This is a genomic window from Corynebacterium sp. LK2510, from assembly GCF_040946405.1.
Taxonomy (GTDB): Bacteria; Actinomycetota; Actinomycetes; order Mycobacteriales; family Mycobacteriaceae; genus Corynebacterium.
Window position 1 is genome coordinate 250,435 of record NZ_JAYWLR010000001.1, and the last position, 19,512, is coordinate 269,946.

Annotated in this window: 18 protein-coding genes; 11 read left to right on the forward strand and 7 right to left on the reverse strand. The window is 63.7% G+C overall.

From position 1 onward, the window contains the following. Positions 1-2 precede the first annotated feature (2 nt). From ribH to secG, 10 genes are all read left to right on the forward strand, one after another. Complete coding sequence (gene ribH, locus VVR41_RS01200; protein WP_321103647.1) at positions 3-488, forward strand: 6,7-dimethyl-8-ribityllumazine synthase; 486 nt, start codon at positions 3-5, stop codon at positions 486-488. Positions 489-595: 107 nt separating this feature from the next. After that, positions 596-1,117, forward strand: a complete 522-nt coding sequence (locus VVR41_RS01205) for a PH domain-containing protein (RefSeq protein ID WP_321103649.1) — start codon at positions 596-598, stop codon at positions 1,115-1,117. 8 nt (positions 1,118-1,125) lie between these two features. Next, positions 1,126-3,180: an excinuclease ABC subunit UvrC gene (gene uvrC, locus VVR41_RS01210; RefSeq protein WP_368523257.1), complete on the forward strand. Its 2,055-nt coding sequence runs from the start codon at positions 1,126-1,128 to the stop codon at positions 3,178-3,180. A 34-nt stretch (positions 3,181-3,214) separates the two neighbouring features. Further along, a complete protein-coding gene (gene rapZ / locus VVR41_RS01215; protein WP_409338251.1) occupies positions 3,215-4,090 on the forward strand; it encodes an RNase adapter RapZ in 876 nt (291 codons plus the stop codon). A gap of 21 nt (positions 4,091-4,111) precedes the next feature. After that, positions 4,112-5,077, forward strand: coding sequence for a uridine diphosphate-N-acetylglucosamine-binding protein YvcK (yvcK, locus tag VVR41_RS01220; protein ID WP_368523259.1), 966 nt, complete (start codon positions 4,112-4,114; stop codon positions 5,075-5,077). A 70-nt stretch (positions 5,078-5,147) separates the two neighbouring features. Continuing rightward, complete coding sequence (whiA, locus tag VVR41_RS01225; protein ID WP_368523260.1) at positions 5,148-6,143, forward strand: DNA-binding protein WhiA; 996 nt, start codon at positions 5,148-5,150, stop codon at positions 6,141-6,143. 130 nt (positions 6,144-6,273) lie between these two features. After that, complete coding sequence (gene gap, locus VVR41_RS01230) at positions 6,274-7,287, forward strand: type I glyceraldehyde-3-phosphate dehydrogenase (RefSeq protein WP_368523261.1); 1,014 nt, start codon at positions 6,274-6,276, stop codon at positions 7,285-7,287. A gap of 79 nt (positions 7,288-7,366) precedes the next feature. Next, positions 7,367-8,584, forward strand: a complete 1,218-nt coding sequence (locus VVR41_RS01235) for a phosphoglycerate kinase (protein WP_368523262.1) — start codon at positions 7,367-7,369, stop codon at positions 8,582-8,584. A gap of 16 nt (positions 8,585-8,600) precedes the next feature. Beyond that, positions 8,601-9,383 (forward strand): triose-phosphate isomerase, encoded by a 783-nt coding sequence (gene tpiA, locus VVR41_RS01240; RefSeq protein WP_368523263.1) that lies wholly within the window; start codon positions 8,601-8,603, stop codon positions 9,381-9,383. A gap of 96 nt (positions 9,384-9,479) precedes the next feature. Continuing rightward, on the forward strand, positions 9,480-9,716 hold the full coding sequence (gene secG / locus VVR41_RS01245; RefSeq protein WP_321103665.1) for a preprotein translocase subunit SecG: 237 nt from the start codon (positions 9,480-9,482) through the stop codon (positions 9,714-9,716). Positions 9,717-9,765: 49 nt separating this feature from the next. On the opposite strand, the gene pgl is transcribed toward secG, so the two are convergent. The 5 genes from pgl to tkt are packed head-to-tail and all read right to left on the reverse strand — an operon-like array spanning position 9,766 to position 16,222. Beyond that, positions 9,766-10,491 (reverse strand): 6-phosphogluconolactonase, encoded by a 726-nt coding sequence (gene pgl, locus VVR41_RS01250; RefSeq protein WP_368523264.1) that lies wholly within the window; start codon positions 10,489-10,491, stop codon positions 9,766-9,768. A 15-nt stretch (positions 10,492-10,506) separates the two neighbouring features. Next, positions 10,507-11,454 (reverse strand): glucose-6-phosphate dehydrogenase assembly protein OpcA, encoded by a 948-nt coding sequence (locus VVR41_RS01255; RefSeq protein ID WP_368523265.1) that lies wholly within the window; start codon positions 11,452-11,454, stop codon positions 10,507-10,509. 11 nt (positions 11,455-11,465) lie between these two features. After that, a complete protein-coding gene (zwf, locus tag VVR41_RS01260; RefSeq protein WP_368523266.1) occupies positions 11,466-13,013 on the reverse strand; it encodes a glucose-6-phosphate dehydrogenase in 1,548 nt (515 codons plus the stop codon). A 24-nt stretch (positions 13,014-13,037) separates the two neighbouring features. Continuing rightward, positions 13,038-14,123, reverse strand: a complete 1,086-nt coding sequence (gene tal / locus VVR41_RS01265; RefSeq protein ID WP_368523267.1) for a transaldolase — start codon at positions 14,121-14,123, stop codon at positions 13,038-13,040. Between the two features lie 11 nt (positions 14,124-14,134). Continuing rightward, positions 14,135-16,222, reverse strand: coding sequence for a transketolase (gene tkt / locus VVR41_RS01270; RefSeq protein WP_368523342.1), 2,088 nt, complete (start codon positions 16,220-16,222; stop codon positions 14,135-14,137). Positions 16,223-16,571: 349 nt separating this feature from the next. Between tkt and VVR41_RS01275 the strand changes: the two genes are divergently transcribed. Further along, positions 16,572-17,483: a heme o synthase gene (locus tag VVR41_RS01275; protein WP_368523268.1), complete on the forward strand. Its 912-nt coding sequence runs from the start codon at positions 16,572-16,574 to the stop codon at positions 17,481-17,483. A gap of 258 nt (positions 17,484-17,741) precedes the next feature. Here the strand turns inward: VVR41_RS01275 and VVR41_RS01280 are convergent, their stop codons facing one another. Together VVR41_RS01280 and VVR41_RS01285 are read right to left on the reverse strand one after the other, a co-directional pair. Then, a complete protein-coding gene (locus VVR41_RS01280; protein WP_368523269.1) occupies positions 17,742-18,683 on the reverse strand; it encodes a heme A synthase in 942 nt (313 codons plus the stop codon). Between the two features lie 66 nt (positions 18,684-18,749). Then, a complete protein-coding gene (locus VVR41_RS01285) occupies positions 18,750-19,511 on the reverse strand; it encodes a multidrug ABC transporter permease (RefSeq protein ID WP_368523270.1) in 762 nt (253 codons plus the stop codon). Position 19,512 lies beyond the last annotated feature (1 nt).

Here is a 19,512-nt window from a genome sequence, read left to right on the forward strand (position 1 = left end):
TTATGGCAACCCACGGCGCACCATCCGCTCCCACGCTCAAGGCGGAGGGGCTGACCATCGCTGTCGTCTCCACGCGCTGGAACGAGGCGATCGTTTCTCAGTTGAACTCCCGCGCGCTCGCGCGCGCGAAGGAACTCGGCGCAAAGGCCGACGAGTACGTCGTCGCGGGGGCTTTGGAGCTGCCCGTCGTCGTCCAGGCGTGCGCTTCGCGCTATGACGCCGTGGTCGCCCTCGGCTGCGTGATCCGCGGAGAGACCGCCCACTTCGACTACGTCTGTGACTCCGTGACTGCGGGGCTGACCCGCATTGCCCTTGATGAGCGCACGCCCATTGGCAACGGTGTTCTCACCGTCGAGGACGAAGATCAGGCGCACGAGCGCGCCGGCGGTGAGGGCTCGAAGGAGGATAAGGGCGCTGAGGCGGTTGAGGCCGCGCTCGGTGCCGTGCTGGAACTGGCAAAGGTGCACACTCGCCCTGCCCGCGGCTAGAGCAGCTCCGCTCGTTTGAGCGGGCGCAATCCTGGGGGCTACTATCATCCGAAAGACGTATTTGCGGCGTCCGCGCATGCGTGGCGCCGCGAGGAAGTGGGGTAGACGTGACCGAAGGCAACAAGCTGAGCGATCGCGAGATTGCTTATCTCAACGCCGCCGACCCCCACGCGGTGGTGTCGACGAAGCCGTGGGAGCTCACCATCACCTCGCGCTACCTCAAGCGCGTCGCACTCGTATGGGTGGTCGTGGTCATGGCGGTGCACATCTTCATGGCCGCCGTCCTCGACGCCGAATTCACTGGGTTGACGATCACGACCATCGATAAGTTCGCCTTCCCCGGAGTCGGCATCATTATCAGCGTTCTGTCGTGGATTGCTCTGACCCGTCCCCGCGTGCGAGCGAACGAAGACGGAGTCGAGGTGCGCAACATCATCGGCACCCGCTTTTATCCGTGGCTCGTTGTCTACGGCCTGTCTTTCCCTCGCGGCGCGCGAATGGCGCGACTCGAGCTGCCGGAGTTCGAGTACGTCCCGCTGTGGGCGATCCAGTCGGGCGACAAGGAACGGGCCATCGCGGCTGTCGACGCCTTCCGTCGCCTTGAAGCCGCCTACATGCCGGAGGACTAGTCACCGACGTGGTTAATCCCGCCAGCTATCGGCCAGCGCCAGGGACCATTCCCACCGACCCAGGCGTGTACAAGTTTCGCGACCCAAGTGGTCGCGTCGTCTACGTCGGAAAGGCGAAAAACCTCCGGTCTCGCCTGAACAACTACTTCCAGCCGCCTGCCCAGTTGCACCCGCGCACGCGGCAAATGGTGCACACCGCATCAAGCGTGGAGTGGACGGTCGTCTCCTCCGAAGTCGAGGCGTTGCAGCTCGAGTACACGTGGATCAAGCGTTTCGATCCGTGGTTCAACGTCATGTACCGGGACGACAAGACGTACCCGATGCTGGCGGTGAGCGTGGGAGAGCGCTTCCCCCGCGCCTTCTTCTACCGCGGCCCCCGCCGCAAGGGAGTGCGCTACTTCGGCCCGTTCTCCCACGCGTGGGCCGTGCGCGAGACTCTCGATCTGCTGACGCGGGTGTTCCCCGTGCGCACGTGCTCGAATGGCGTGTACAACCGCCACGAATCCCTCGGCAGGCCCTGTCTGCTCGGATACATCGACAAGTGCTCGGCGCCGTGCGTCGGGAGGGTGGACGAGCGTGAGTACGACGAGATCGTCCAGGGGTTTCTCTCCTTCATGACCGGACGAACCGACCATGTGATGAAAAAGCTCACGGCCAGTATGAACGAGGCGGCAGCAAACCTCGAGTTTGAGAAGGCCGCGAGGCTTCGCGACGATATCAGCGCGCTGAATAAGGTGATGGAGCGCCAAAGCGTTGTGCTCAGCACCGATACAGACGCTGATGTCATCGCCTTCGCCACCGACGAGCTTGAGGCGGCCGTGCAGATCTTCACCGTCCGCGAGGGCCGCATGCGCGCCCAGCGCGGCTGGGTGGTGGAGAAGACCGGCAACGAGCCGGGCAGTTTGGAGCGCTTGGATAAGGATCAGGCCGACCCGGCTCTGCCAGCGCTCATGCAGAACTTCCTTGTGCAGTACTACTCCGACGCCGTCGAGCGGGTGCGCCTGGAGGAGGACGAAGACCGCAAGCTGCTTGAAAGCAAGATCCGCCGCCGCGGTGTCGACCAGGAATCGCGCGCCGCGGCGAAGCCGCCGATGCCGGTGCCCAGGGAGATCCTGGTCGAGGTTCTTCCGGAAGAACTGGACGAGGTCACCGTGTTGCTCGAGTCGTTGCGCGGCGGGCCTGTCACGATTCGGGTTCCGCAGCGCGGGGACAAGTCCGCGCTCATGGACACCGTCCACCGCAACGCCGCCGAGGCGCTGCACCAGCACAAGCTCAAGCGTGTTGGTGACCTAACGGCGCGCTCGCAGGCGTTGCAGGACATCCAGGATGCGCTCGGTCTCGAGGAAGCGCCGCTACGCATCGAATGCACCGATATCTCCCACATCCAGGGCACCGACGTCGTCGCCTCGCTTGTAGTGTTCGAGGACGGGTTGCCGAAGAAGTCGGACTACCGCCGCTACCGTATTCGCGAGGCCGCAGGGGACGGGCGTTCTGATGACGTCGGCTCGATCGCCGAAGTCGTCCGCCGTAGGTTCCGCCGCTACAACGAGGACAAATTGGCCACGCCGGATGAGGACGTGTTCGACGACGACCCGGATGTGGAGACTACCGGCACGCGACGCTTCGCCTACCCGCCGCAGCTGTTCATCGTCGACGGCGGAAAGCCGCAAGTCAACGCCGCTCAGGCGGTGTTTGATGAGCTCGGAGTGGTCGACGTGGCTCTGATCGGACTGGCCAAGCGCCTCGAGGAGGTGTGGGTGCCAGACGATGACGAACCGGTGATCTTGCCCCGCAACAGCGAAGGCATGTACCTGCTCCAGCAGATCCGCGACGAGGCGCACCGTTTCGCCATCACGTACCACCGCCAGCAGCGTTCCAAGCGGATGCGGGCGTCGGCGCTCGACGGTGTGCCTGGCCTGGGCCCAACGCGGCGCACCGACCTTGTCAAACACTTCGGTAGCGTGAGAAAGATCAGGGAAGCGACCGTGGAGGAGATCCAACAGGTAGGTGGAATCGGCCCGAAACTAGCTGAGACAATTCACCAGCACCTCACCGACGACTAATCGGCGACGCTGGGTTTTGGTTAGGATGAGCTCCATGTCGCGCGAAACCACGATCAGGCCCGTGATCATCACAGGGATGTCCGGAGGAGGGCTCTCGACGGCCGCCAAGGTCTTCGAGGACAAGGGCTTCTTTGTCGCCCAGAATCTCCCGCCGCAGATGATTGTCGACCTCATCGATCTCGCCGCGCGGGACGATTCGCCGGTGGATAACCTGGCCATTGTCACTGATGTGCGCGCGCGTATCTTCAACGGTTCGCTTCTCGGCACGGTTCAGCTGATCCGCGAGCGGGGCTACGAGCCCTTCGTCCTCTTCCTGGAGGCGCGTGACGACGTGCTCATCTGCCGTTTCGACAGTGTGCGCCGCACCCACCCGCTCCAAGAGGGCGATACTCTCCAGGCCGGCATTGAGCGTGAGAGGCAGGAACTGGCGGCGATCCGGGAGAACTCCGACGTCATCATTGACACGTCCAACTTGTCCGTCCATGATCTGCGCCGCGCGGTCGAGGTTTCGGTTGGACAGCTTCCTGAGGATCGGCAGCACATCACGGTGCAGTCTTTTGGGTTCAAGCACGGCGCGCCCCGCGACGCTGACATCGTTTTCGACGTCCGATTCCTGCCCAACCCGTACTGGGTTCCCGAGCTGCGCGACTTCCGCGGTGTCGACGCACCCGTCGCGGACTACGTCCTGTCGCAGCCGGGGGCGCGCACGTTCGTCGCGGACGTTGCAAATCTTCTGTCGTCCATGCTCGGCGGTTACCGGCACGAGGGCAAAGACTTCATCACGGTCGGCATCGGGTGCACGGGCGGTCACCACCGCTCCGTCGCTGTTTCGGAAGCTCTCGCAGCGACGTTACGGGAGCGCGACGAGGTGGATGTCAGCGTTTTGCACCGTGACCTCGAACGGCACTAATCGGGGCAGGGCGACAACGTTATGACATCACTTTCCTTCACCTGCCTGGGCGGCGGACATGGTTTGTACCAGACGCTTCGTGCGACGCGTCACGCCGACGCCGGCACCATCAACGCGGTCGTCACGGTTGCTGACGACGGTGGCTCGTCCGGGCGCCTGCGCCGCGAAATGGGCATCATCCCGCCGGGGGATTTGCGCATGGCGCTATCTGCGCTCGCCAACGACGACGCGGAAGGCGAGCTGTGGCGCTCCACGCTGCAGCACCGCTTCGGGGGCCACGGTGCGATGGCGGGCCACGCATTGGGCAACTTCCTCATCGCGGGTCTGACCGAGTTTGCCGACGGCGACCTGCAATTCGCACTCGACACCATCTCATCCTGGACACGCGCGCGGGGACGCGTGCTTCCCGTGTGCAACCAGCCCCTCGATATCGAGGCCGATGTCGCCGGGCTTGACGACGACCCCCGGGTCATGCGCGCCGTCCGCGGACAAGTAGCCGTCGCAACAACGCCGGGAACCGTGCGTCGGGTCCGGCTCATTCCAGACAAACCGCCGGTCAATCCCTTGGTTATCGACGCGATCATGGAGGCAGACATCGTGACCATCGGCCCTGGGTCCTGGTTCTCGTCGGTTCTGCCGCACCTTCTCGTGCCGGATGTGGTCGATGCCCTGAACAAGACCGACGCCATGGTCACCGTGTTGCTCAACCTCTCGCCGGAGGCTGGGGAGACGCAAGGTTTCACAACCGAGCGGCACATTCATGTGCTGGCGCAGCACTCACCGTCGCTCAAAGTCGACTATTTCCTAGCCGACAACCACATCAGCCCCACGGAAGGGGAGCGGCGCCACTTGCGCCGGACTGCGGAGGCGGTTGGCGCGCGTATCGCGTACCACGATGTGCATGCGGCTCCGGTAGACGGTGTGGTCAACAGGCATGATCCCGCCAAGCTCGCGGTCGCCATCCGGGAACTCTACGAGGGCCGCTAAACTATGCTTTCGGCCAGGAGCGAGGTTCGTGCCTGGTTCATGAGAATTATCTGACAAGGGAGGTAGCGCGGTGACACTGACCGCGAAGGTGAAAGACGAGCTGCTGTGTGTGGCCCCCACCTCCCAGGACACCAGGGCGGCCGAAGCCGCGGCCTTGATTCGTTTTGCCGGGGCGTACGAAGCGACGCAGAGTGGTTTCGCAATCCTCGCGAGCTTTAGCGAGCGAGCAGTGGCGGAACGGTTGGTGGCTTTTCTCGAGGATCTCTATGCGATGAACGTCACCGTTCAGACCCTCACCCCTGGGTCGGCGACGCGGGAAACGACCTACCAGGTGCGCATTGACGACGGTGCCCACGAACTCGTGCGCCGTCTCCACCTCGTGACCGCGTCGGGGCATCCCGTCATTGGGCTGCCGCGTCAGATCATCTCCGGAACGGTTCAGGAAGTTGAAGCTGCGTTCCGGGGTGCGTTCTTGGCTAGGGGCGTGCTCACGGAGCCGGGACGCAGCTCCGCTCTCGAAGTGGCGAGTCCGTGCCAGGAGGCGGCGCTCGCCCTCGTGGGGCTTGCCCGTCGACTCTCAGTGGCTGCGAAAACGAAGGATACGCGCGGCATCGAAGCTGTCCACGTGCGCGACGGCGAAGCTATCGGGGTACTTCTCAGCCGAATGGGTGCGCCGCGGGCGCGGCTCGAGTGGGACGACAAACGCCGCTCGAAGCAGATTCGGAGTAAAACCGGCCAGCGCCTCGCCACGTTCGACGATGCGAACACCCGACGTTCCGCTCAGGCAGCAGCCGCGGCGGCCGCCCGCGTTGAGCGCGCTATGGAGATTCTCCGCGACGATGTTCCGGAGCATTTGGCTGAGGCTGGATTCCTCCGTGTCGAGTACCGCCACGCTTCCTTAGAAGAACTCGGGAGGCTCGCCGATCCGCCCATGACGAAGGATGCCGTCGCAGGTCGCATCCGCCGCCTTTTGTCGTTGGCGGACAAGCGGGCCGCCGAGCTGGGCATCGACGACACCCAGTCCGTCGTCCTTGGCGATGAAGCGGTGCCGGGCGAGGACGACTAGCGCCCAAGGGGGGGGTAGGCCAGCGCATTCTACTCCCGTTGCTGGGGATTTGGGCTGCTCTGCAGCATAATCTGCGTCTCGCTACACTGGGCAGGGTTCTCATTGCTCCACTCTCTGAAGGAGAAACCTCATGGCAACCCGCATCGGGATCAACGGATTTGGTCGTATTGGACGCGCAAGCCTGCGCCTGATCCTGGATAAGTACAAGGGAGACTTCGAGGTTGTCAAGATCAACGACCTGACTGACAACGAAACCCTCGCAACCCTGGTCAAGTACGACACCGCTTATGGTCCGCTCGGGCGCGAGGTCAGCTTCGATGACGAGTCCATCACCATCGACGGCACCCGCATCGAGGTTTCCGAGGAGAAAGATCCGGCTAACCTCGCATGGGGCGAGGCCGGAGTGGACATCGTCCTCGAATGCACTGGAAAGTTCCGCACCGGCGAGGACGCGCAGGCGCATATCAACGCCGGGGCGAAGAAGGTCATCATCTCGGCGCCGGGCAAGAACGTTGACGGCACCTACGTCTGGGGCGTGAACGACGACGACTACACCGGCGAGGAAACCATCATTTCCGCCGCCTCCTGCACCACCAACTCCCTCGCACCCGTCGCCAAGGTCATTGACGAGAAGTTTGGAATCGTCTCGGGTCTGATGACCACGATCCACGCCTACACCGGCGACCAGCGCCTCCAGGATGCGCCCCACAAGGACCTGCGCCGCGCGCGTGCCGCCGCGCAAAACATCGTGCCGACCACGACGGGTGCGGCTAAGGCTGTCGGCCTCGTCCTACCAAACCTGCAGGGCAAGCTTGATGGCTTTGCCATGCGCGTGCCCACGATCACTGGATCGGCTACTGACCTGACCGTTGCGTTGGAGAAGGAGACCACTGTCGAGGAGGTTAACGCGGCACTGAAGGAAGCTGCGGCAGACCCCAAGTTCGGACAGGCGCTGCGCTACACCGAGGATCCGATCGTGTCCTCCGACATCATCGGCGCTCACGAGGGTGCAATCTTCGATGCCGGTATGACCAGGGTCATCGACGGCACGATGCTCAAGGTCATCTCTTGGTACGACAACGAGTGGGGCTACACCGAGCAGTACCTCCGCCTGACCAAGGTTGTCGCCGACAAGCTCTCTTAAAAACTTACGAGTCCGACGCCGATTAGGATCGGGCTCGTCTGACTTTCACTCACCACAACGCCTCCTAAGGAGTACTTCAATGGCGCTCAAGACCCTGCAGCAGCTTCTCGACGAAGGCGTGGACGGTCGCCACGTTCTCGTCCGTTCCGACTTCAATGTTCCTCTCGATGACGAGGGCAACATTACGGATGCCGGCCGTATCGACGCATCCTTGCCGACGCTGCGTGCGCTGCTTGATGGCGGTGCCAAGGTCATCGTTATGGCCCACCTCGGCCGCCCCAAGGGCGAGGTCAAGCCGGAGTACTCCCTCAAGGCGGTTGCCGAGGCGCTGTCGGAGCGGCTGGGACAGTACGTAGCCTTAGCTGGCGACGTCAGTGGCGAAGACGCACACGAGCGGGCTAATGGCCTGACCGAGGGCGAGACTCTCCTGCTCGAGAACGTGCGCTTCGACCCCCGCGAAACCTCCAAGGACGACGCCGAGCGCGCGGCTTTCGCGGACGAGTTGGCTGATCTCGCCGCCGATGACGGTGCGTTCGTCTCCGACGGCTTTGGAGTGGTCCACCGCAAGCAGGCGTCTGTGTACGACGTCGCCCAGAAGCTTCCCGCCTACGCCGGCTACCTCGTGGAGAAGGAAGTCGAGACACTGCGCAGCGTGACCGACGAGCCCGCCAACCCGTACATCGTGGTCCTTGGTGGGTCGAAGGTCTCCGACAAGCTCGGTGTTATCGAGGCTCTCGCTGGCAAGGCAGACAAGGTCATCATTGGTGGGGGAATGTGCTACACCTTCCTCGCTGCGCAGGGGCACAATGTGCAGAAATCGCTGCTGCAAGACGACATGGTTGATACCTGCCGCGAGCTTCTCGAACGCTACGGCGACAAGCTGATGCTGCCGACCGATCTCGCGGTCGCACCGGAATTCGACAAGGACGCTGAGAAGCGAGTCGTCGGCCTCGACGACATCCCTGAGGGCTGGCTGTCCTTGGACATCGGCCCGGAGACCGCTGACGTCTATGCAGCGGCTATCGAGGGGTCGAAGACGGTGTTCTGGAACGGCCCGATGGGTGTGTTCGAGTTCCCCGCCTTCGCCGACGGCACCAAGAAGGTCGCTGAAGCCATGATTTCGGCGACGCGCGACAACGGCTCGTTCACCGTCGTTGGTGGCGGCGACTCCGCTGCCTCCGTGCGCACCCTGGGACTGGACGAGGATGGTTTCTCCCACATCTCCACCGGCGGTGGCGCATCCCTCGAACTCATCGAGGGCAAAGACCTGCCCGGCGTCGCAGCTGTTAGCGAATAGGGAGGGAACGACTCTTATGGCACGCACCCCACTGATCGCGGGCAACTGGAAGATGAATCACGACCACCTCGAGGCCATCTCCACTACTCAGCGACTAGCCTTCGCCTTCCCGAAGGATGGCTACGAGTACGTCGATATTGCCCTGATTGTCCCGTTCACTGATCTGCGCTCAGTCCAGACTCTCGTCGAGGGCGACAAGCTGCAGATCTCCTTCGGTGCCCAGGATGTATCCGCCCACGACAAAGGCGCCTACACCGGTGAAATCTCCGCAGCGATGCTGGAGAAGCTGGGCTGCTCCTGGGTGGTTGTCGGCCACTCGGAGCGGCGCGAGTATCACTCGGAGGACAACGCCCTCGTCGCGCAGAAGGCAAAGCAGGCACTCGCCCATGGCATGAGCCCGATCGTTTGCGTCGGCGAGCCTCTCGACGTCCGCGAGGCTGGCTCCCACGTCGACTACGTCGTGAAGCAAACCCGCGAATCCCTCGCTGGGTTGAGCGCGGAGGACATCTCCCGAGTCGTCGTCGCGTACGAACCCGTGTGGGCCATCGGCACCGGCAAGGTCGCCTCCGCCACCGACGCACAGGAGGTCTGCCACGCGATTCGCGCTCTCATCGCCGAGCTTGCCGACGCCACCACGGCCGAATCCGTTCGCATCCTCTACGGCGGCTCAGTCAAGACCGACACCATCGGTGAGACTGTCTCCCAGAGTGATGTCGACGGTGCTCTCGTCGGCGGCGCATCTTTGGACGGCCAGGAGTTCGCACGCCTCGCGGCGGCGGCCGCAAACGCAGTGAAATAGCACTGCGGGCGGGGGCGTGCCGTTGGATCGGCCGCCAACGCCATGGTGTAGAATCGAGCAGGTTAAACGTCAAAGGAAAGAAGAGGAACATCCCTGATGGTGCTAGCTCTCGAGATCATTCTGGTGATCACCTCCATCCTCATGTCCGTGTTCGTCCTGCTTCACAAGGGAAAGGGTGGCGGATTGTCCAGCCTCTTCGGTGGCGGTGTCCAGTCGAACCTCTCGGGCTCAACCATCGTGGAGAAGAACCTCGACCGCTACACCATCGTGATTGCGGTCATCTGGATCACCTGCATCGTCGGCCTTAACTTGGCCCAATCGTTCGCGGTGTAGGCACCGCTAGCGTGTGCAAGGCCTCGCCCCCTCAGTCGGGGGCGGGGTCTTAATCTATGTGGGTCGTCGCGTCGTCGGTGACAAAGAGAACAGTTTCAACGCGACCAATGGCACCCGCCGCGGGCCAGTCACGAGCATCCGCGCCGTGCGCCACGTTCGCGGCAGCCTCAGCCTTCTCTGCGCCGGAGACGAGTAGCCACACGTGGTCAGCACGCGTCACCGCAGCGAGCGTGAGCGTCGCGCGCTCCGCCGGGGGCTTTGGTGAATCAGTAACGGCCACAACGAGGCGCTCGTTTTCCGCCACGGCTGAGGTGTGGGGGAACAGTGAATTGATGTGCCCCTCACCGCCCATTCCGAGAAGGTGTACGTCAAAGCCGCGCGGTGCGACGTCGTCGATGGTGCGCTCGTAGGCGAGGACCTGATCGGTCATGTCGCCGCCGTCGAGACCGTAACCGTGGATGTTGTCAGCCGGAATCGAGATCTTGTCGAGCAGAGTGTCGCGGGCCTGGCCCTCATTCGACTCCGCGTCGGAGACGGGGACATTGCGTTCATCGCCGAAGAACACCTCGACCCGCGACCAATCGATGTCGCGTTCAACCAGCGCGTTGAGTAGGGCGATTCCGGAACCGCCTCCGGTGAGGACAATTCGTGCGCGGCCATCTCCGTGGACGCCACCGTCCGGAGCGCTGTGAATGCTGGAGAGCACCTCTGTAAGGCGGGTGGCGGCGGTGCTGACGAGGGCGTCGAGGTCGTCGTGGCGCGAAACATTGACCATAGTGGCAGGTCCTTTCTAGGCAGTGTGGCCGTTGCCGCGGCTGACAACCCTGCTCAAGCCCTGGAGGGCTCGGGCGTAAGGGGCGTCGGGGTCGAGGTGGCGGAGCTCCTCAGCGAGGCACTCCGCATCGGTGCGCGCGGTCAGCGCGACGTATGAATCGGGAAGCTGCGGTGCCGTGACGCGCACGCTGCGCTCGTCGACAACAGTGACGGCTATCTCGCCGTCCTCGCGTGAAATGACCAGCTCGGTGATGGGAACATTGCGGATGATCTCGCTCGGACCCACCGCAGGCAACCGCTCCACCTCGACATCCAGGCAGCTCGCAAGCCAGCCCGCCGCGAGGTCGACGCTGGGGTTGGCGGATGGGCCTGTAATCCGTACCGCGTCAATACGCGCACCTGGGTTGCGGTCGAGCGCGGACGCGACGATGCCGCGCCATTGAGTGATGCGGGACCACGCCATGTCGGAGTCTCCGACCTCGTAGCTGTCCACCATCAATTCCAGCGGCCGTTTCGTCGTGGTGCGCAGGGTGTTCGTGATGCGGCGCCGCGCAATGGCGCTGATCTGCTCGGCAATGGGGCTTGCCGGGATATGGCGCGGCCACCACGCGGCAATGGGGGTATCCGGCAGAAGTAGCGGTGTGACCACGGAATCTAGGTGGTCCACCAGCTCTCCGTGGAGGTTCATCACCACCATCTCGTTTGCGCCCGAATCCGCATCGAGATAGATGTTGGCGTCGAGGCGGGCGTCGTCAGCCTTGTCCCCGCGGACGAGGACGAGGATGCGCGCGGGATGCTCGCGCATCGCGTCACGGATCGTGTCGAGGATTGAGTCCAGATCGTCGCGAGCTTCGGCGACGACCAGCAGGGTGAGGACCCGGCCGGTGGCGAGGGGAGAGAACTCCTCACCGAGCAGCGCGGCGGAAATCTCCTTGGTGGAGGTGTCATTGAGTGTGAGGTTCACGGTAGTGCTCCTTAGGGGCGTCGCCACTCGCGGCCAGACGAACGCAACATGCGCTCGGCAGACTGCGGACCCCAGGTTCCGGCGGCGTAGTCGTCAGGTCGGCCTGAACGGGCCCAGTGCTCGAGGATTGGGTCGAGGATCTCCCAGCTGCGTTCGACCTCCTCATTGGTGGGGAAGAGGCTGGACTGGTCGAGCAACGCGTCAAGGATGAGGCGCTCGTATGCTTCGGGCGACTGTTCCGTGAACGCCTCCGAGTAGGAGAAGTTCATGTTGACGTCGCGGATCTCCATTGCCGAGCCCGGCACCTTGGATCCGAATCGCATCAGTACCCCCTCGTCCGGCTGAATCCGCAGGACAACTGCGTTATTCGTCAGTGATACTGCCTCACCTTCAGCGAACGACTGATAGGGCGGGCGCTTGAGAACGAGCGCGATCTCGGTGACGCGCCGGCCGAGGCGCTTGCCGGTGCGCAGGTAGAACGGGACGCCGGCCCAGCGTCGCGAGTTGACCTGCATTGTGCAGGCCGCGAATGTCTCTGTGGTCGACTCGGGATCGAAGCCGTCCTCCTCGCGCAGACCCACGACCTTCGTCGAGCCCTGCCACCCTGCGCTGTACTGTCCGCGCGCGGTGGTTTCGGCGAACGGCTCAACTGGCGTGGTGGCGCGCAAGACCTTGAGCTTTTCGGCCTTGAGCTGGTCAGGAGAAAACGACGCAGGTTCCTCCATCGCCACGAGGGCGAGGAGCTGGATGAGGTGGTTCTGGATGACGTCGCGGGCTGCGCCGATACCGTCGTAGTAGCCCGCGCGGCCACCGAGCCCGATGTCTTCGGCCATGGTGATCTGGACGTGGTCGATGTAATTGGCGTTCCAGATCGGCTCGAAGAGCTGGTTGGCGAAGCGCAGCGCCAAAATGTTCTGGACCGTCTCCTTGCCCAGGTAATGGTCGATGCGGAACACGGAGCGCTCCGGGAACACCTGGTTCACGACGTCGTTAAGCTCGCGGGCGGACTCCGCGTCGTGGCCGAAGGGCTTCTCGATGATCACGCGGCGCCAGTTTCCGTCGCTTTGCGCGGCCATAGACGTGCGGTCCAGCTGGTGGACGACCGCCGAGAAGTGCTGCGGGGGAACCGACAGGTAGAACGCCCAGTTGCCTGCGGAACCGCGGGTGCGGTCAGACTCTGCGAGAAGCTCCGCGAGGTTGTCAAACGCCGCGTCGTCATCAAAGGCGCCTTGGACGAAGTGCATGCCTTCAGCCAGGCGGTCCCAGACATTGTCGTTGAACCGTGTGCGCGAGCCGTCCTCGACGGCGCTACGCACGTAGTCTTCGAAGTCGCGCTTCGTCCAGTCGCGGCGGCCGTACCCCACAAGGGTGAAGCCTGCGGGCAGAAGGCCGCGGTTGGCCAGATCGTAGACGGCGGGGAGGAGTTTCTTGCGTGCAAGATCGCCCGTCACGCCGAAGATGACCATGCCGGACGGGCCGGCGATGCGCGGCAGGCGGAGGTCATCCGAGCGGCGGAGCGGGTTGATCGGCTTATCGCCGCGGGAAGGTGCGGTGGGCACGGATAGGTCCTTGCGTGTCACTCGTTACTTCAGGTTCTCAGTCATGGAATCGAGCAGCTCTTGCCAGGCGTCGACGAACTTGTCCACTCCTTCGCGCTCGAGCACCGCCACAACATCGTCCAGATCGATGCCCACTGCGGCGAGCTGCTCAAACACTTCGCGTGACTGCTCGGCGTATCCGGTGAGCGTGTCGCCGTGCAATCCTCCCTGTTCAAGGACAGCGTCGAGCGTGCCCTCGGGCATTGTGTTGACGGTGTGCGGGCCGGCAAGCTCCGTCACATACATGGTCGCGGGGTAGGCAGGGTTCTTCACGCCTGTCGACGCCCACAGGGGACGCTGCAGATTCGCATCCTCGGGAAGGCCAGACTCGGAGAGGAACTCGTCGATAAAGAGCTGGTAGGCCAAACGCGCATTGGCAATACCGGCCTTGCCACGCAAAGCGAGCGCCTCGTCGGTACCGATGGTTTCGAGTCGCTTGTCCACTTCGGTGTCCATGCGGGAGACGAAGAACGACGCGACGGAGTGAATCTCTTTCACGTCCTTGCCGTTGGCGGCAGCCTGGCGGATGCCCTCCTTGTACGCCTCGATGACCTGCTTGTAGCGCTCAACCGAGAAAATCAGCGTCACGTTGACGGAGATGCCCTCTGCCACGACGGCAGTGATCGCCGGCAGCGACTCATCCGTAGCCGGGATCTTGATCATGGCGTTGCCGCGGTCGACGAGTTTCCACAGCTCGCGCGCCTGCTCTACGGTGCTCTTCTCATCGGCCGCGAAGCGGGGATCAACCTCGATGGACACACGTCCATCGCGCCCGTTGGTGCGGGAGAACACGTCGGCGAAGATGTCGCAGGCGTCGCGAACATCGTCGACACTCATGGCGTAGACCGCCGCGTCGACCTCCGACTGGTTCGCCTTGAGTTGGGCGATCTGGTCGTCGTAGGCGGTGCCGACAGACATCGCCTTGGCAAAGATCGCCGGGTTGGTGGTGACACCGACGACAGACTTAGACGCCCTTACCTCGTCGAGATTGCCGCTGGTGATGCGGTCGCGCGACAGGTCGTCGAGCCAGGTAGACGTGCCGATTTCGTACAGTTCGTCGATGTAACTCATCAGAGGTTCTCCTATCGGTTGGAAGCGGAGCGGGCAGATTCGAGGGACTCGCGAGCCGCCGCGGCAACATTGTCCGCGGTGAAGCCGAAGCGCTCAAAGAGCTCGCTGCCCGGAGCCGAGGCACCGAAGTGCTCGAGGGAGACGTTTCGTCCGTGGTCGCCGGTGAAGCGGTGCCACGGCATGGAAACCCCGGCCTCGACGGATACGCGGGCTTTTACGTCGCGCGGGAGAACCGACTCGATGTAGGCCTCGTCTTGCTCGAGGAACCACTCGATGGACGGGACGGACACGACGCGCGCGGCAGTTCCCTCGCTCTCCAGCGTCTTCGCGGCCTCGACTGCGTACTGAACCTCGGAACCGGTGGCCATGAGGATGACGTCGGGAACCTCCTTGGAGGACTCGACCAGGACGTAGGCGCCACGAGCGACTCCGTCGAATGCCTTCTCCTTGGTGCCTTCCAGGACAGGCAGGTTCTGGCGGGACAGTGCGAGAACCTTCGGCTGCTCCTTCGCCTCGAGGGCTGCCTTCCATGCCGCAGACGTCTCGTTCGCGTCCGCAGGGCGGATCACGGCGAGGTCGGGGATGGCACGCAGAGCGGTGAGCGTCTCCACGGGCTGGTGGGTCGGGCCGTCCTCGCCGAGACCGATGGAGTCGTGCGTGAACACGTAGTATCCGTCGATCCCGGACAAGGCCGCAACGCGGATAGCGGGGTAGAGGTACTCGGAGAAGATGAGGAAGGTTCCGCCGTACACGCGCGTGCCGCCGTGGAGGGCAATGCCGTTCATAATGGCGCCCATGGCGTGCTCGCGGATTCCGAAGTGCAGGTTGCGGCCGTACGGCTGCGCGGTGAACATGTCGGTCGTGATTGACTCGGGGCCGAAGGACTCCGCGCCCTTGACCAGAGTGTTGTTAGACCCAGCCAGGTCGGCGGAGCCGCCCCACAGCTCGGGGAGTGCAGCGGCAGCGGCCTGAATGCAGGCCTCCGATGCCTTGCGCGTCGCGACACCCTTGGCGTCGGGCTCCCACGTCGGGAAGCCCTCGTCCCAGCCTGCGGGCAGCTCGCGAGCCGCCAAGCGCTCGAGCAAAGCTTTGCTTTCGGGGTTGCGCTGCGCCCACTGCTCGAACTTGGCGTCCCAGGCGGCGCGCTTTTCGGCGGAGCGCTCGACGAGCGCGCGGGTGTGGGCGATGACCTCGTCCTCGACGGGGAACATCACTTCGGGGTTGAACCCGAGCTCCTGCTTGACCAGCTTCACTTCTTCGGCACCGAGCGCCGAACCGTGGATGGCACCGGTGTTTTGCAGGTTGGGAGCGGGGAAACCAATGACGGTCTGGACCCGGATGATCGTCGGGCGCGATGTGTCGGCCTGCGCCTCAGCCACAGCGTTCTCGATGGCGGCGACGTCTTCGCCGGATTCGACTGTGAGGGTCTGCCAGCCGTAGGCCTCATAGCGCTTCAGCACGTCCTCGGTGAACGCGATCTGCGTGTCGTCTTCGATGGAGATGCGGTTGTCATCCCAGAAGACAATCAGGTTGCCCAGTTGCTGCGTGCCCGCCAAGGAGGAGGCCTCGGAGGTGACACCCTCCTGAAGGCAGCCGTCACCGGCCACGACGTAAATGAAGTGGTCGAACGGGGACTCGCCTGCGGGAGCCTCAGGGTCGTAGAGGCCACGTTCGCGGCGCGCAGCCATTGCCATGCCGACTGCGGAGGCCAAACCCTGGCCGAGCGGGCCGGTGGTGATCTCGACGTGCGCGGTGTGGTTGTACTCGGGGTGTCCGGGGGTCTTCGCGCCCCATGTGCGCAGGTTCTTCAGATCTTCGATCTCAAGACCCAGGCCACCGAGGTAGAGCTGGACGTACTGGGTGAGCGACGAGTGCCCGTTCGACAGGACGAAACGGTCGCGACCGACCCAGTGAGGGTCGCGCGGGTCGATATTCATCACGCGCTGGTACAGGGTGTACGCGAGCGGAGCAAGCGACATCGCGGTGCCTGGGTGCCCAGAGCCGCAGTTCTCCACCGCATCGGCGGCGAGCACGCGCGCGGTGTCGACGGCGCGGGTGTCGTTCTCGGTCCAGTCGTCCGGGTAGTTGCGGACGGTCATGGCGGCGAGTTCGGGGGGCAAGCTCACAGTATCCTCACTTCGTGGTCGCTCAAGGGTGGCGGTGCCGAGGGGGCGTGCACACCCGCTTCTGCGCACCAAGCCTAACCGTTCATCGCCGACGGCGTATCACGACACCGCCTTTAGCGCTGTGGCACAGATAGTGGGGTGTGTTCAATTCGTTCCAGCCCAGTACGTGGCGCTACCATCGTCCGAAGGACTGAGGGTGAGCGGGAGCGTCTGGAACTTTTGTCGCCGGCGCCCCGACTAACTGTGAAATGCGCAACTTCGCGCATTAACGCCGGGTGTTTACCCCGGCAGCTGCCCGTGAATTTGGCTAGAGGAGAAATCGTTGGAGACCATCAAGGCCTATTTTGCGCTGACGAAGCCTCGGGTCATTGAGCTCCTTCTCGTCGCGGCAATTCCTGCCATGCTGCAGGCGGACAGGGGGAGCGTCAATGTGTGGCTCATTCTCGCCACACTGTTCGGCGGATGGATGGGTGCTGGCGCTGCCAACACCTTCAACATGGTGGCCGATTACGACATCGACCAGAAGATGGGGCGCACCCGCGCCCGGCCTCTGGTCCGGGCGAGAGTGACCAAGACCCGTGCGGCGGTGTTTGCCTGGGCGCTGCTGATTCTCAGCGTCCTGTGGTTGGGGTTGCTGTGCAACTCCTGGCTCGCAGCATTTTTCATCCTTGTGACCAACTGGTTCTACATCTTCATCTACACCAAATGGTTGAAGCGTCGCACCTGGCAAAACGTTATCTGGGGCGGCGCTGCGGGCTGCATGCCGGTTTTGGTCGGCTGGGCTGCGATCCGCGACAACGTCGATGACTCAACCCCGGACCGGTGGTGGCAGGCCATTGTTATGTTCCTGATCATCTTCTTCTGGACACCCCCGCACACGTGGGCGCTGGCTATGAAGTACCGCGACGACTACGCGCGTGTCAACGTACCGATGCTCCCCGTCGTCGCCTCCCCGGTGGAGACCACGCGGCAGATTCTCATCTATACCTGGGGCACCGTCGCAGTGTCGCTTCTGCTGGTTCCCGCTGCGTCCTGGATCTATCTCGTCGTTGCCGTGCTAGCGGGTATCGGGTTCATCGTCGTGGCAACCCGCCTTCACGAAGGTGTGAAGAACGGGGTCGATGTCAAGCCGCTCAAGCTGTTCATTCTCTCGAACAACTATCTCGCCGCAGTGTTCCTCGCGCTATCTGTCGACGCCGTCCTGGGGTGGCAGACGATCGCCGAGATGATCTAGCCCCGACCACAGGGTCGAACCAGGGGCTCCGCGCCGCGTAGGAGCGCAAATAAAGGTCTAGGTCGGTGTGCGTGGATCGCGCAGGGCGCGACACGCCAAGCCATTCAACAGGCACGCTTTAGGGGAGGGCAACCAGGGCTCGCCGCGCGGGCCGCGCGATCTACTGCGTGGAAGAGCCGGGGGACGCAGTCTCGGCAACGGACAAAAGTAAAGCCCTCCGGGGTAACCGGAGGGCGTGATCCGCGGGGGTCGACTGACCTACACCAGAGTGGGGATGCGGCGTTGTCCGTGCGCGTAGAGGAACGCACTGAACGTAACCACTACCGACGACATAGCGATGTGAAGCGGCACAGTCCAGCGCGGAACACCCATGTAGAACTGGGTGACGCCGATTGCCCACTGAATCACGATCATTGCGACCAAGACGAGAGCTGTGGCGTAGGCGTCCTTGGGCGCGTTGTTGCGGCGCAGCAAGAACGTCACGAGCAGAGTCGTGACTAGGTAGACGTACATGCAGGCAGCGTGGACGTAGGAGAGCAGCTGGGTATCGATCATGAGGCGGCCCTCCATACCAACACCGGAGTCACCCGAGTGCGGACCGGATCCGGTCACCATCGTGCCAGTGACGAGCACCAACGCGAGAGCTACGGCCGCAACCACGACCAGCGCACGAATGCTTGAGTCAAACCGGCGGGAGGGCTCGACGCCATCCGACTCGGCGATCCGCATGTAGAGCATTGCGGCGATCCACACGAGGACCATGGACGGCAGGAAGTGAATGGCCACTGCCCACCAGCGCAGGTCAACGTGGACGGAGATGCCGCCGATGATGGCCTGGATGATAATGCCGACCAGTGATGCAATGGCAAGGCCCTTAATGTCTGCGCGTCGGCCAGCGCGGTACACCGCCACCAGGACGGCGATTGCGGCTGCGGAGAGCGCGAAGGTCAGCAGACGGTTGCCGAACTCAATTGCTTGGTGCAGCCACGGTGCTGCACCTGGAACCGGGAAGAGGGATCCCGGATGGCAGTTGGGCCAGGTGTTGCAGCCGAGTCCAGACCCGGTCACGCGGACCAGGGATCCGGTGACGGTGATGGCGCCCTGGCCGATGAGCAGGAGCAGCGCGAAGAGGCGCTGAATGGCGAGCGAGGGGCCGGCCGCTGCGCGTGCAGGGGCCGGTGAATTCGTGGTGGTGGTCACAGTGGTTCCGTTGCCTTCCGATCCAACTTTAGTTTGATATCTACCATAAACGATGCTGGCAGTTTCCTAGCCATCGAATCGGAACCAGCGCGTCGAAAGCACGACTGCGCCGGTAGTCCACGCCGCCAGTGAGACCCACGCACCGGGGTGGTAGCTGAGCTCGAAGGCCTGACTCAGGGCGCCGGCCAAGGCCACAGTGGGCACAGCATTCCACCATCCCGCGGCTTCCAGGTCGCCGGAAAACGCCACCCATCCGACCGTGCCCATGAGGACGAGCCAGATGAGGTTGGCCAGTGCAAGCACCAGCTCCGAGCTCAAAGTTCCACCCATGAGGAGTCCGAGCGACGTGAAGGCGGCGACGCCGAGCAGGAGGGCAAAGACGCCGGCCGCCGCTCCAGCCGGGGCAACTACCCACCCGAGAATGAGGGCAAGTCCTCCCAAGACGAGGACCTGGACGGCGACGGTGGACAGCACCCCGAGGATCTTGCCGGCGATGATCGCCCAGGCCGGGACCCCGGAGGCGCCAGTGCGTTTGAGTGCCCCGTAGCGCCGGTCGAAGGCGAGAGCAATGGCCTGCCCGGTAAATCCGGCGCTGCTGGCGGCGACTGCGAACACCATTGGAACGATGCGTCCGAGATGGTCGCCGGCACCCAACAGCGGTACCTTCGCCGCGGCCACAAGGATCGCTGCCGGAACGATGATGTTAAGCAGAAGCTGCTCACCGTGACGCAGCATCAGCGTGGCCTCGACGCGCCCTTGAGAGGCTGCCATGGCAACCGGGGCGGAGCGTTGCGGGCGCGGAGTAAAGGTTCCCGGGGTCGTGCGCATA